This is a genomic window from Flavobacterium magnum (genome assembly GCF_003055625.1).
Taxonomy (GTDB): Bacteria; Bacteroidota; Bacteroidia; order Flavobacteriales; family Flavobacteriaceae; genus Flavobacterium; species Flavobacterium magnum.
The window spans coordinates 2,479,612-2,492,931 of the sequence record NZ_CP028811.1; the positions used below are offsets into that span (position 1 = coordinate 2,479,612).

Consider the following 13,320-nt stretch of genomic DNA (forward strand, 5'->3'; position numbering starts at 1 on the left):
TATTTATTTTACTTTTGTGAAGGTTTGCGTACTTACCTTATCTGACCTGTCGTCGTAGGTCTCCAGGATCAGGTTGCCGTTGGTATCAAAGTATCCGATTGAGGTCTGGTCTTTGCCACGATAAATGTAACTGTTCGTTGACGTTTTCCTGAGTAAGGCAGGTTTCTGGAACGAAGGTGCATTGACCGTGTAGCCCTGTGCGTCTAATTTTACGTCATATTTGACGCCGTTTGACTCATAATATGATGAACGGTCGACGTCGACGGTACGCGTACTGCCGTCAGGGTTGGTGATCTGCGTGGTTGAGGTAACCTCTACCGGTGTAGGCTTTAAGTCTTTGTTGAGTTCTTTCGACTCGGCATTCTGAAGTTCAATATTCTGGACTTCCTGAACATTTTCCTTTTTAACTTGTTTCTTTTCTCCGTCTGAGTCTTTGACGGTTGTCACCGTGGTTTTGGTCACATTGGTGATGTTCTTGTTTTGTGCCACTGCGTTCAGTCCGAACAGCATCATCGCGCTTAAAAGTATCTTTTTCATAATGTTTAGTTTTCTGATTTATACCTGACAAAACTACGAGCCGTTTGTGCGAAATGTGTTACGGAATTTCTTTGAAATTTATCAGAATGAACAACATCACGACGATATTAACCCGGATTTCTTAAATCTAAAATCGCTATATTTGCGGACTTTTAAAAAAAATACCTTTCAATGAAAGCAGGAATTGTCGGATTACCGAATGTAGGAAAATCAACTTTGTTCAATTGTTTATCCAATGCCAAAGCCCAAAGCGCAAACTTTCCGTTTTGTACCATCGAACCGAATATCGGCGTGGTAAATGTGCCGGACCCGCGTATCGCGAAACTCGAAGAGTTGGTGAAGCCGGAACGTGTCGTTATGGCAACCGTGGATATCGTTGACATCGCAGGACTGGTGAAGGGTGCGAGTAAAGGGGAGGGGCTTGGTAACCAGTTTTTGGGAAATATCCGGGAATGTAATGCCATCATCCATGTATTGCGGTGTTTCGACAATGACAATATCGTTCACGTAGACGGCAACGTCAACCCGATCCGCGATAAGGAAACCATCGACATCGAGCTGCAACTCAAAGACCTCGAAACCGTAGATAAAAGGCTCGAAAAAGTAAAGCGCGCCGCCAAGACAGGGAACAAGGAAGCCCAGACGGAAGAAACGCTGCTGAACCGCGTCCGCGAAGCACTATTGCAGGCCAAGTCTGCGCGTACCGTTCAGCCTAACAATAATGATGAGGAAGAATTGATGCAGGATTTCCAACTGATTACATCCAAGCCGGTATTGTATGTATGCAACGTCGACGAGGGGTCTGCCGCAACCGGGAATGCCTACGTGGAGCAGGTACGGGAACTCGTTAAGGACGAGAATGCGGAAGTCATTGTCCTCGCTGTTGGCACTGAAGCTGATATCACTGAACTGGAAACGTATGAGGAACGCAAGATGTTCCTGGAAGATCTCGGACTGGAAGAGCCGGGCGCATCGGTGCTGATCCGTGCGGCGTACAAGTTGCTGCAGCAACAAACGTATTTCACCGCCGGCGTTAAGGAAGTCAGGGCCTGGACCGTCAATATCGGGGCCACAGCGCCACAGGCAGCCGGCGTCATCCATACCGATTTTGAAAAAGGGTTCATCCGCGCAGAAGTGATCGCCTATGACGATTATGTACAATACGGTTCCGAAGCCAAGGTAAAAGAAGCCGGGAAATTCCGCGTCGAAGGCAAGGAATATATTGTCAAGGATGGCGACGTCATGCATTTCAGGTTTAACGTGTAATCGGACAGTAAAATCCGATGGTTCAGGAAATTCGAAATAATTCCTAGGACGGATCAATATCTTACAGACCCTTCAATTCAATTTTTATGAAAATCATCTCGTTCGCAGGCTCAAACAGTTCGAAATCCATAAACCGGAAATTATCTGCATATGCCGCAGGTCTTTTCGACAACGCGGAAGTGGAATTACTGGACATTAACGACTATGAGATGCCGCTGTACAGTCAGGACCGTGAGGATGAAATCGGGCAGCATCCTCTGGCCCAGGCGTTCCTTGACAAGCTCGCTTCCGCAGAGGTGATCGTGCTGTCCCTGCCCGAGAACAACGGAAATTATTCTGCGGCCTTTAAGAACCTTTTCGACTGGTGCTCCCGCATCACCAAGGAAGTTTTTCAAAATAAACCGATGCTCCTGATGGCTACTTCCCCCGGTCAGCGTGGTGGGAAAAGCGTGCTGGAGATTGCCCAGGCTAATTTGCCCCGCTATGGCGGAAATATCAAGGCGGTATTCTCACTTCCGTCGTTCTACGAGAATTTCGATCTCGGTACCAACCGCATTTCCAATGCAACGCTCGACACCGAACTCAGGGAAACCGTTTCAAAATTTCCAGTGTAGTTCCGGGCCATGGTTTTCACCACGCAAATCGCCGGCAAAGACTACTTAAAACTGTGTTTTTAACTCACATACCGCAAGCCGTTTACGATTGTGTTTACCGCACTCTGTTTCGTACTGATGGTGATGGGGATACTGGAATATTCCGGTCAGACTTATTTCGGCCTGGATCCGATATTTACGCTGCTGTTCGCGTTTTACCTTATTTTTATTCCGGTTATGCTGTACATCAAATCGACACGCAATTTCGCCTCGAACAAGCGCATACAACAGCCGGTGATATACGAATTCACAGCTGACAAAATGTTCTCGAAAGGGGAGCGTTTCAATTCAGAACTCGCAATGGACAGCCTGTATCGCATTGAGGAAACCCGCGACTGGTTCCTGGTGTACCAAAGCAAGCAGGTGGCCAACCTGATACCGAAGCGCGAGATGACGGACGCCGACCTCTCGGACCTGCGTCGTATCTTCAGAACTGTTCCCGGACTCAAACTCAAATTGAGGGATTGAATGTAATGTATTTCAGTGTCAACTGTTAATTCAGGATGCCTGCTGAAATTTTTTTAAATCCGGCGCGTTTTATGGTATAATTATTGTAAAGCGAATGACCATGAAAAAGCGTTTCCCCAAACTGATGCTGACCATCACCTTTATCTTTTTATTCATCCAAAGTGCTTTTGCACAGGACTTTGCTGCGGTGGATGACATCGTACGGGGTTATCCGTCAGCCTTTTCTTCGGCAGAAAAACTTGCCGGGAAAATCAATACCGATTTCAGTTCTGATGCCGACAAGGCGCGCGCGATTTACACCTGGATTGCGACCAATATCCGTTACGATTTACCGGCCTCGCGTTTCGGTAATGGTGTGGCGTTCTATTATAAGGATGAAGCCGATCGAATAGAAAAAGAGAAAAAATTTCGTCTCCAGCTGGCTGAGAAGACACTGAAAAGCGGAAAAGGCATTTGCCAGAATTACGCAGCGCTGTTTCATCACCTTTGCGACCTGACGGCGCTGAAATGCATTGACATTCCCGGCAGCGCCAAGACCAGTCCCACACAAATAGGCAAGCTGCCGCAACCGAGCGACCACATATGGAATGCCGTCAAAATCGGAAATTCATGGAATCTCATCGATGTCACCTGGGGCGCCGGGAACGTCGATTCTGACACCGGACGGTTTGTTCCCTCGTTTAATGACGGCTATTTCTGTACAATGCCCGAAATTTTTTTCCTGAACCATTTTCCTGAAGACAATAGGATGTCGATGCTCGAAAAAACACCGCAGGACTTTGCAAACCTGCCCTTATATTACGGTAGCTATGTCAATTCTGATTACGAAATCCTGTCGCCTGAAAGCGGTATACTTCCTGCCCGACAAAAAGCTATCCCTTTCCGTATTGCCGACCTCGGTGAGCGCGACAGCGTCACGTACGCCTTCAGCAGTCAGAACGAACTGCAGCGCCCCGAGCTCAAACGCAATGGCAACCTTGCTGAATTTGAAATCCCTATTGATGCGGCGGATCGCGGATTCCTGACACTTTTTGTAAACAACCGCTCAGTAGCGGCCTATAAAATTGCGCGATAATTGAAGTATAGAGCTTGGACATGGTTGCGGTTGTTTCGGAGGCTGATGCTTTCGCTGCTGGTCTTTATCGCCGCCTATATGCTCCTGGCTTTTTTACTGTCACGCATTTCGGTGAATTCCCGAGACGAGGATCCGGACTCTGCTGTCGCCATCTACCTGCGTACCAACGGTGTCCACACCGATGTGGTTTTTCCGGTTGAGAATGAGGTTTTTAACTGGAAGCAATTCGTCCGGGTTGGCCATACCGTAGCCAACGATGCGGCATTGGCATATGTCGCTTTCGGCTGGGGTGACAGGGATTTTTACCTTCATACGCCGGAGTGGTCTGACCTTAAATTCCGCACCGCTTTCAATGCCGCCTTTTATCTGGGCACCAGCGCAATGCATGTGGTTTTTCTCGACCAGCCGCTTGAGGGCGAACGCTGCCGCAAAATTTTTGTAAGCCGCCGGGAGTATGCGGACATGGTGGCTTTCGTTCAAAAATCATTTGCGCGCGACACAGCCGGAAATCCACGCCCGATTTTACATTCGGGCTACGGCCTGAACGACATCTTTTATGAAGCCGAAGGCAGGTACAGCCTGTTCTACACCTGCAATTCCTGGACGAACAACACGCTGAAATCCGGAAGGCAGAAGGCGGCCTTGTGGACGCTGACCGACGGTGGCATTTTTTGCCATTACCAGTAAATTTCGACCGAAAACCGTAAACATTGTTGGCCTCTTTATAATGATATAGCCTCGGGATTTGTCAATATCATTCTTAATAACTTTGATTTTTTCCGCTTCCGATTCGCCGCGATTTCAACTATATTAGCAAACCATGGGCGTTGCATCCGGCATACGCGCCATCACCATCAGCTAAATCGTTATTTCTGCATGTCAGTCGAAAATCAATATACCGAAGAGAATATCCGTTCGCTGGACTGGAAGGAGCACATCCGCATGCGTCCCGGGATGTATATTGGGAAACTTGGTGACGGCTCCTCGGTTGATGACGGTATTTACATACTGCTCAAGGAGGTTATTGATAACTGTATCGATGAATTCGTTATGGGTGCCGGCAAGACCATTGAAGTGACCATCCGAGACAGGACGGTGTCGGTGCGGGATTACGGGCGCGGGATTCCGCTGGGCAAGGTGGTCGATGTCGTGTCGAAAATGAATACCGGCGGGAAATACGATTCGCTGGCCTTCAAGAAATCGGTCGGATTGAATGGTGTGGGTACCAAGGCGGTCAATGCGCTGTCAAACTACTTTCGCGTAGAATCGGTCAGGGAAGAAAAGCAGAAAGCGGCAGAGTTTTCCGCCGGAAACCTGGTGATGGAAGAAGACGTGATCGATACCACGAAACGTAAAGGCACAAAGGTAATCTTCACTCCTGACGAAGCCATTTTCAAAAACTACAAGTTCAGGAATGAATATGTGGTGAAGATGCTCAAGAATTACTGCTACCTCAATACCGGGCTGACGATCATTTACAACGGAGAAAAATTTTATTCCGATAACGGTTTAAAGGACCTGCTCGATGAGAATATTTCAGAAGAGGACATGGTCTATCCGATCATCCACCTGCTCGGCGACGATATCGAGATTGCGATGACCCACAGTAAATCGCAATACAGCGAAGAATACCATTCGTTTGTTAACGGCCAGAATACGACGCAGGGTGGTACGCACCTGGTGGCCTTTCGGGAGGCTCTTGTGAAGACCATCCGGGAGTTTTACAACAAGAGCTTCGAGCCTTCAGACATCCGCAAGTCGATTGTGAGCGCCATCAGCGTAAAGGTGATGGAGCCCGTGTTTGAGTCGCAGACGAAAACCAAGCTGGGGTCTACGGATATGGGCCCTGACCTGCCTTCAGTACGTACGTTCATCAACGATTTTGTAAAAAACAAGCTTGACAATTTCCTGCATAAAAATCCTGAAACGGCTGATTTATTGCTGCGTAAGATACTCCAGGCGGAACGCGAGCGAAAAGAGCTCTCGGGAATCCGAAAACTGGCCAAAGACCGTGCAAAGAAGGCAAGCCTCCACAATAAGAAACTTCGCGACTGCCGCGTACACCTGCCGGATATCAAGAATCCGCGTTACCTGGAAAGTACGCTGTTCATCACCGAAGGGGATTCAGCTTCCGGATCGATTACCAAATCGCGGGATGTCAATACCCAGGCGGTTTTCAGTCTTCGCGGTAAGCCGTTGAACTCCTACGGGATGAGCAAAAAAATCGTGTACGAGAATGAAGAGTTCAACCTGCTGCAGGCGGCGCTCAACATCGAAGAAGACATGAGCGACCTGAGGTACAACAACATCGTCATCGCCACCGATGCCGATGTGGACGGGATGCACATCCGGTTACTGCTCATCACTTTTTTTCTGCAATTTTTCCCCGAGCTGATCAAGGAAGGGCACCTGTATATCCTGCAGACACCGTTATTCCGGGTCAGGAATAAGAAGGAAACGATTTACTGCTATTCTGAAGAAGAGCGCGTAGCGGCGATTGAAAAACTGAAACCCAAGCCGGAAATCACACGATTCAAGGGATTGGGAGAAATTTCACCCGATGAGTTTAAACATTTTATCGGCGACGACATCAGGCTGGATCCGATCATGCTCGACAAAGGCACATCAATCGAACAGCTGCTGTCCTTTTACATGGGAAAAAATACGCCCGACAGACAGGAGTTTATCATCAACAACCTGAAGGTCGAACTTGACGTAATTGAGGAACTGTAACTATAAAGTAATGAAAAGAGCCTGGTACATCACCTTAGCCCTCGTCGTTGTGACTGCTGTGAGCGGATACCTGTTTATCACCGATGCCAATGACCATAATGAATGTGAGACAAAGAAAATGGTAACGATTGACAAGCATGGCAACCAGGTCATCACGGAGAAACACATATGCAGGGAGAAGTATAATTTTTAAGACACCATCGAAAACCAGTAGCTTGGGCTACAGGGTTTTTACTTCAAATTAATGGACGAAGAAGAAGAAAATATCAACCCCGACGCACTTTCAGAAGAACAGCGCCCGGAAGGCTCGCACTTCTATGAGAATGAGGAAGAAGACCCGAATGACACGATCACGAAGGTTACCGGTATGTATAAAGACTGGTTTCTGGATTATGCCTCGTACGTCATCCTCGAACGCGCCGTACCAGCCATCGAAGATGGTTTCAAACCGGTGCAACGCCGCATCATGCATTCGCTGAAAGAACTTGATGACGGCCGCTACAATAAAGTTGCTAATGTCGTTGGGCATACCATGCAGTACCATCCGCATGGCGATGCGAGCATTGGCGACGCTATGGTGCAGATCGGGCAGAAGGAGCTGCTGATTGATACCCAGGGAAACTGGGGAAATATCCTTACCGGGGACGGGGCAGCTGCCTCACGTTACATTGAGGCGCGCCTTTCCAAATTTGCACTCGAGGTGCTGTACAGCCCTAAGATTACCGAATGGATTGCCTCTTACGACGGCCGCCGCAACGAACCCAACAATCTACCCGTAAAATTTCCGCTGTTGCTGGCACAGGGCGCGGAAGGGATTGCCGTGGGACTTTCGACAAAAGTATTGCCGCACAATTTTAACGAACTGATTGATGCTTCGATAAAAATACTTAAAAACAAACCTTTCCAGCTATTCCCTGATTTCCAGACAGCCGGTATCGCCGACGTGTCGAATTACAACGACGGGATGCGTGGCGGAAGGGTGCGCGTGCGGGCCAAAATCGGCCAGTTGGATAAAAACACACTCGTCATTACCCAAATCCCTTTCTCAACCAATACTTCAACACTGATTGATAGTATATTGAAAGCCAACGAGAAAGGAAAAATAAAAATTAAGAAGATAGAAGACAACACCGCGGCGGAGGTGGAGATATTAATCCACCTTTTTCCCGGCGTCTCACCAGATAAAACCATAGACGCGTTGTATGCCTTTACGGCCTGCGAAACGTCGGTGGCACCGCTGGGCTGTGTGATTGAAGACCATAAACCGCGGTTTATCGGCGTATCGGACATGTTGCGGATTTCGACGAAACGCACCGTGCAGTTGTTGAAGCAGGAACTGGAAATCCAGCTCGATGAACTCGAGGAAAACTGGCATTTTGCATCACTCGAGCGCATCTTTATTGAGAACAGGATTTACCGCCTTATCGAAGAGGAGGAAACCTGGGAAGGCGTAATCAACGCGATTGACGAAGGATTGAAACCCCACATTACCCACCTCAGGCGCGCGGTAACGCATGAAGACATCAACCGGCTGACAGAAATCCGGATCAAACGCATTTCCAGGTTCGACATCGACAAGGCACAGGAGAAGATTGAGGCGCTCGAGGGTGAAATCGAACAGGTCAAGCACCATCTGGAACACCTGACTGATTTTGCGATTGCGTTTTTCACGAAGCTTAAGGAGAAATACGGCAAAGGACGCGAACGGCAGACAGAGCTGCGTATTTTTGATGACATCGAAGCCACGAAAGTCGTCCTCCGGAATACCAAATTGTATGTGAACCGTGAGGAGGGCTTTATCGGGACCGGGTTGAAGAAAGACGAATACGTGACCGATTGTTCCGACATTGACGATGTAATCGTGTTCCTGAGAAATGGCACCATGATGATCACCAAGGTTGATGACAAGAAATTTATTGGTAAAGACATCATACACGTTGATATTTTTGATAAAAATGACAAGCGCACGATTTACAATATGGTGTACCGCGACGGGAAATCAGGGCCTTCGTTTATCAAGCGCTTCAACGTTTCAGGCGTCACGCGAGACAAGGCGTATGACCTGACCAACGGGAATACCGGGTCGCAGGTGCTGTATTTTTCTCACAATCCTAATGGCGAGGCAGAGGTGATTACGATTTTACTCCGTCAGGTCGGAAGCATCAAAAAACTCAAATTCGATATTGATTTCGCCAAAATGGCGATCAAGGGGCGCTCGTCAAAAGGCAATCTCGTGACCAAATACCCGATCAAGAAAATCGAGCTCAAGGAAAAAGGGATTTCTACATTATTGCCCCGTAAGATATGGTTTGACGACACAGTGCAGCGCCTCAATGTCGACGGCAGGGGAGAGTTGCTTGGGGAATTCAGGCCCAGCGATAAGATTCTTGTGATTTCGCAAACGGGAAAACTCAAGGTCATCATTCCCGAGCTGACGACGCATTTCGACCCCGATATGGTCGTTCTGGAAAAATGGATCCCGAAAAAACCGATTTCGGCAATCTACTACGACGGCGAAAAAGAGCGTTATTATGTGAAGCGTTTTATCGTGGAAAACGAGGGGAAGGAAGAAACCTTCATCAGCGAACACCCGAATTCACAGCTCGAGATTGTCTCGACGGATTACCGTCCCGTGGCTGAACTGGTTTTCGCCAAAGTGAAGGGTGTACAGAAAGAAAATCTCGTCGTCGACGTCGAGGCGTTCATCGCGGTAAAAGGATTTAAGGCATTAGGGAACCAGCTCACGGCTGACAAGCTCAAACAGGTGAACATGCTCGAACCGTTGCCTTACGAACTCCCGGAGGAGGCGGTCGCCGAAGTTACCGAAGTTCCGGAACCAACGGACATTCCGGACGAAGATGTTCAGATTGATGACGAGGGACAGATCACCTTATTTTAGTCGGTATCGCCAATATTATGGATTATAAAAAAAGCTGTTGCATCGCAACAGCTTTTTTTATGATCAGAACCATCGGCTGCGATTTACGCCTCCTCATCGCGGCTTTTCTTTTGTTTCTTTGACATTTTCATGTTCAGGAGCTCGACCAGCAATGAGAACGCGATGGCGAAGTACAGGTAACCTTTCGGCACAGTCTCAACATGGTTCCCGAAGAAAGACGCGTTCGCCAGGTGCGCAGATTCCACAATCAGCATGAAGCCGATCAGCACCAGGAAAGACAGCGCCAAAATCTGGATTGAAGGATTCTTATTGACGAAAGTACCGATAGGCACCGCAAATTGCATCATGATAAACACCGAAATGATCACCGCGGCAATCATGATATAAATCGCACCTTCCACGCCATTGGTCATACCCACCGCGGTCAGTATGCTGTCAAACGAAAACACCATATCAATCAGGATGATCTGCAGGATCACATTCCCGAATGTAGAGGCCGCACCGCGCTTGAGCTCTTTTTCCTCTTCACCTCGTTCGTCGACCTTCTCGCGGATCTCTTTCGTACTTTTATACAGCAGGAACAATCCGCCCAGCAACAAAATGATGCTCTGTCCGGTGATATTGAGCGTAACCCAATCCGTGTTGATGCTGTACCACGGCTCCTTCATCGCAATCAGCAGGCTGATCCCGAACAACAGCCCGATGCGCATAAACATCGCAAGGAACATACCGATTTTGGTCGCTTTTTTGCGCTTTGCCATCGGGAGCTTCCCGGTCGCGATGGAAATAAAAATGATGTTGTCGATTCCCAATACGATTTCAAGAAAAGTAAGCGTCAGTAAGGCAATCCAGGAATTGGGATTCAGTAAGACTTCCATGCAGCGGTATTTGTAATTTTAGGTTTGGTTTATGGTTTCAGGAGCGGCATCAATCCGGAATCCTTGTGGCGGTGGCGGTGAATTTTTTGGATTTCCCGACTTCCCCGTATTCAAAGGTATACGAATTTTTTGAGGTGGTCAATATTTTCACGCTGATTGCAACCGCTTCACGGTAATTTTTCGGGTCTTTTTTCCGCATGATATACTCGCAGTCATTGACCCACCGCACTGTCGCGGTTTCTTTTTCTCCATTGAGAATGCCGGTTTCAAGGCTGTCATTGCGTTCAAATTCCGTGACGGTTTTCTTACCGTTAACGATTTGTTCCGTTCGGAATTTACCTGTCTTAAAATCATTGCACCGGCGCTCGGGGGGTTCATAACAGGAAATCATGGCTAGTGAAACGGCGGTTAGTAGTATTTTTTTCATTTTTTTCAGAAGCTATTTCCCGCTATCCGCTGCAATCTTTTATCGGCCTTCCCAGGCCGGATAAAAGGATTTCCGCTGCTATCGGGGCTAGGGGCACCTTGTCCTATTTGTTTAATTTGTCCAGTTCATCGTCCGTAAAATTTCGTATGGTCTTCTCCTTCGAGAACTTTCCGGCATTGTAGTTCGCCGACCGGTTCCGGGCAATCGACAGCGTATCCCACGCACCCTGCTTAAGCATTTTCGCATAAAAAACAATCTGTCCGACATGATATGGATAATGCGCCAGCTGTCGGTTGATCGCCTCAATGACGGTATGCCCTTCGTTCCGGATGTAAATGATATCCGACAGCTGTTCCGGCTTCAGGCCATCAATCGCCTCAAAGAGACATGACCAGCCTTTTTCCCAGGCTTCGAGCATCTCGGCCCTTGAGCTGTAAGTATCATTGAATTCGCTGTCACGATCACGCCATTCCTTCTCACCGTCTGCGGTCAGGAAATCGGTCCAGCGCGAAAGCATGTTGCCGGACAAGTGCTTTACAATCACTGCGATGCTGTTCGTATCTTCGTTCGTCGCTGTAAACAACTGCGCGTCCTGCAATTGTGCCAGCGCCTTTTCGGCAATGGTCTTGTAATACAGGAACTGTTTGCGCACACTTTCGAGGTAAGTGGTATTGGTATCCATGGCTAAATGATTTTAATGTCGTATTTGGAAAGCAGGTTGGGCAGCGCCTCTACAGCAAACTTTGCCTTTTTCATCGGATTTTGCTCCGGGTCGATGCTGAAATGGTAAGCGGTCGTGAAATCACAGGCTTTCAACTCCGTTTCGCTGAAAATCGCGCCTTCGAGGTTGCAATGGTCAAAATCGGAACCCGAAAGGTCCGCACCCGTAAAAATTACTTCGCGCAAGCTGCAATGTCTGAAACTGGTCTTCGGCATTTTCCTGTTTTCGAAACACGCATAATCGAGCACTGAATTGTCGAAACGGACATGGAACAGAAATTCGTCCGCCTCATCAAACCGGACACCGATGACTTTACAATTGCTGAACAGCACGGTCTTGAGTCCGGTCTCCCTAAACTTCACCATGCCAAGGTTACAATCACGGAATTCACAATCGGTAAAGCTGTTGTTCGACAGGTCGCTGCCTGCGAAATCGCAATTCCGGAAAATACAGCCATCAAACTCCCGGTGGGCCAACTTCTGGTTCACGAAGGCCAATTTGTCGAAAACAACATCAATGTTAATGAGGTTTTCCATCAGTCGGTCATGCTGTTAATGATGGTGATGATGCCTTTGAACATCAGGAAAATCGCGGCAAAAGCGAGTACAATCCCGATTCCAAGCACGAGCGGGAACAAGGGTTGCTGCTTGTTTATAAATGCAAAATGGATCACGGCCGGACCGATGAAGGCGCAGGGCAACGCAAACGCCAGCAGTTTCAATCCCTTGTTTAAAATGTCTTTGTTTGTAGGCATTACGATTTGCTTTGGTAGTTATCAACCGCACTGCGCACGCTGCCGTATTGTATCAGCATTTCGATGGCATCGTCGTAGCTTACGCCGGTTTCCTCCACGATCATTTTGGCGCCCCGGTCTACAAGTTTTTTGTTGCTCAACTGCATGTCAACCATTTTGTTGCCCTTCACGCGGCCGAGTCGGATCATTACGGTTGTCGAAATCATATTGAGCACGAGTTTTTGTGCGGTTCCGGCCTTCATACGTGAACTGCCCGTGACGAATTCTGGGCCTACGACAACCTCGATCGGATGGATTGCCGTCTGTGATAACGGGCTGCCCGCGTTGCAGCAAATCGCGCCGGTCAGGATGTTGTTCCGGTTGCATTGGGCCAATCCGCCGATGACATAAGGCGTCGTGCCGGAAGCGGCAATCCCTATGACGGTATCGTTCAGACCGATTTGCATGTCGGTGAGGTCTTTCCACGCCTGCTCGGCATCATCTTCCGCATTTTCAACCGCGCGCCGGATTGCCTTATCGCCACCTGCGATGATCCCGTTGACAAGGTCGAACGGTACGCCGAAAGTGGGCGGACATTCAGAGGCATCTACAATTCCCAGCCTTCCGGATGTCCCGGCCCCGATATAAAATAAGCGGCCGCCGTTTTGCATGCGCAACACGATGTCATTGACGAGTTTTTCTATCTGCGGAAGCGCTTTCTCAACCGCGTAAGGGACGGTCTTGTCTTCGTTATTGATACTGGCCAGCAGTTCGCCAACCGGCATCGATTCGAGGCTGTTGTATTTCGAGGACTGTTCAGTCGTTTTGGTAAAAGACAAAATGTAACGATTTTTGGATTTGAACCCAAAGTTACGGTTTTACAATTAAAATCCCGCGCTAATTTAGTGTCGCTGCATGCACAAACTGGCA

Annotated in this window: 15 protein-coding genes; 8 read left to right on the plus strand and 7 right to left on the minus strand. The window is 48.3% G+C overall.

Annotated elements, in window-relative coordinates:
• Window positions 1-3 precede the first annotated feature (3 nt).
• On the minus strand, window positions 4-537 hold the full coding sequence (locus tag HYN48_RS10455) for a hypothetical protein (RefSeq protein ID WP_108371447.1): 534 nt from the start codon (window positions 535-537) through the stop codon (window positions 4-6).
• Between the two features lie 171 nt (window positions 538-708).
• Between HYN48_RS10455 and ychF the strand changes: the two genes are divergently transcribed.
• The 8 genes from ychF to HYN48_RS10495 all read left to right on the plus strand — a co-directional run bounded on the left by ychF (window position 709) and on the right by HYN48_RS10495 (window position 9,631).
• Entirely contained in the window at window positions 709-1,803 is a 1,095-nt protein-coding gene (gene ychF / locus HYN48_RS10460) for a redox-regulated ATPase YchF (protein ID WP_108371449.1), read from the plus strand.
• An 86-nt stretch (window positions 1,804-1,889) separates the two neighbouring features.
• On the plus strand, window positions 1,890-2,417 hold the full coding sequence (locus HYN48_RS10465; RefSeq protein WP_108371451.1) for an NADPH-dependent FMN reductase: 528 nt from the start codon (window positions 1,890-1,892) through the stop codon (window positions 2,415-2,417).
• 90 nt (window positions 2,418-2,507) lie between these two features.
• On the plus strand, window positions 2,508-2,924 hold the full coding sequence (locus tag HYN48_RS10470) for a YcxB family protein (protein ID WP_146171767.1): 417 nt from the start codon (window positions 2,508-2,510) through the stop codon (window positions 2,922-2,924).
• A gap of 100 nt (window positions 2,925-3,024) precedes the next feature.
• The gene (locus tag HYN48_RS10475) at window positions 3,025-3,999 is read left to right on the plus strand and encodes a transglutaminase domain-containing protein (RefSeq protein WP_181248455.1); all 975 of its coding nucleotides are present in this window, start codon (window positions 3,025-3,027) and stop codon (window positions 3,997-3,999) included.
• On the plus strand, window positions 4,000-4,686 hold the full coding sequence (locus HYN48_RS10480; RefSeq protein WP_245945947.1) for a TIGR02117 family protein: 687 nt from the start codon (window positions 4,000-4,002) through the stop codon (window positions 4,684-4,686).
• Between the two features lie 189 nt (window positions 4,687-4,875).
• Window positions 4,876-6,732 carry a DNA topoisomerase IV subunit B gene (locus tag HYN48_RS10485; protein ID WP_108371459.1) on the plus strand — a complete coding sequence of 619 codons (1,857 nt, stop codon included), beginning with the start codon at window positions 4,876-4,878 and terminating at the stop codon, window positions 6,730-6,732.
• 10 nt (window positions 6,733-6,742) lie between these two features.
• The gene (locus HYN48_RS10490) at window positions 6,743-6,925 is read left to right on the plus strand and encodes a hypothetical protein (protein WP_108371461.1); all 183 of its coding nucleotides are present in this window, start codon (window positions 6,743-6,745) and stop codon (window positions 6,923-6,925) included.
• Between the two features lie 51 nt (window positions 6,926-6,976).
• A complete protein-coding gene (locus HYN48_RS10495) occupies window positions 6,977-9,631 on the plus strand; it encodes a DNA gyrase/topoisomerase IV subunit A (protein ID WP_108371463.1) in 2,655 nt (884 codons plus the stop codon).
• A gap of 83 nt (window positions 9,632-9,714) precedes the next feature.
• Here the strand turns inward: HYN48_RS10495 and HYN48_RS10500 are convergent, their stop codons facing one another.
• The 6 genes from HYN48_RS10500 to murQ form a co-directional block, all read right to left on the minus strand.
• Window positions 9,715-10,509: a TerC family protein gene (locus tag HYN48_RS10500; protein ID WP_108371465.1), complete on the minus strand. Its 795-nt coding sequence runs from the start codon at window positions 10,507-10,509 to the stop codon at window positions 9,715-9,717.
• A 49-nt stretch (window positions 10,510-10,558) separates the two neighbouring features.
• The gene (locus HYN48_RS10505) at window positions 10,559-10,936 is read right to left on the minus strand and encodes a DNA topoisomerase IV (protein ID WP_108371467.1); all 378 of its coding nucleotides are present in this window, start codon (window positions 10,934-10,936) and stop codon (window positions 10,559-10,561) included.
• 103 nt (window positions 10,937-11,039) lie between these two features.
• On the minus strand, window positions 11,040-11,618 hold the full coding sequence (locus tag HYN48_RS10510) for a DUF1572 family protein (RefSeq protein WP_108371469.1): 579 nt from the start codon (window positions 11,616-11,618) through the stop codon (window positions 11,040-11,042).
• A 2-nt stretch (window positions 11,619-11,620) separates the two neighbouring features.
• Window positions 11,621-12,193, minus strand: a complete 573-nt coding sequence (locus HYN48_RS10515; protein ID WP_108371471.1) for a pentapeptide repeat-containing protein — start codon at window positions 12,191-12,193, stop codon at window positions 11,621-11,623.
• Window positions 12,193-12,411 (minus strand): DUF6095 family protein, encoded by a 219-nt coding sequence (locus tag HYN48_RS10520; protein ID WP_108371473.1) that lies wholly within the window; start codon window positions 12,409-12,411, stop codon window positions 12,193-12,195. Before HYN48_RS10520 ends, HYN48_RS10515 begins: the two co-directional genes overlap by 1 nt.
• Window positions 12,411-13,229 (minus strand): N-acetylmuramic acid 6-phosphate etherase, encoded by an 819-nt coding sequence (gene murQ / locus HYN48_RS10525; protein ID WP_108371475.1) that lies wholly within the window; start codon window positions 13,227-13,229, stop codon window positions 12,411-12,413. Before murQ ends, HYN48_RS10520 begins: the two co-directional genes overlap by 1 nt.
• Window positions 13,230-13,320: the final 91 nt, after the last annotated feature.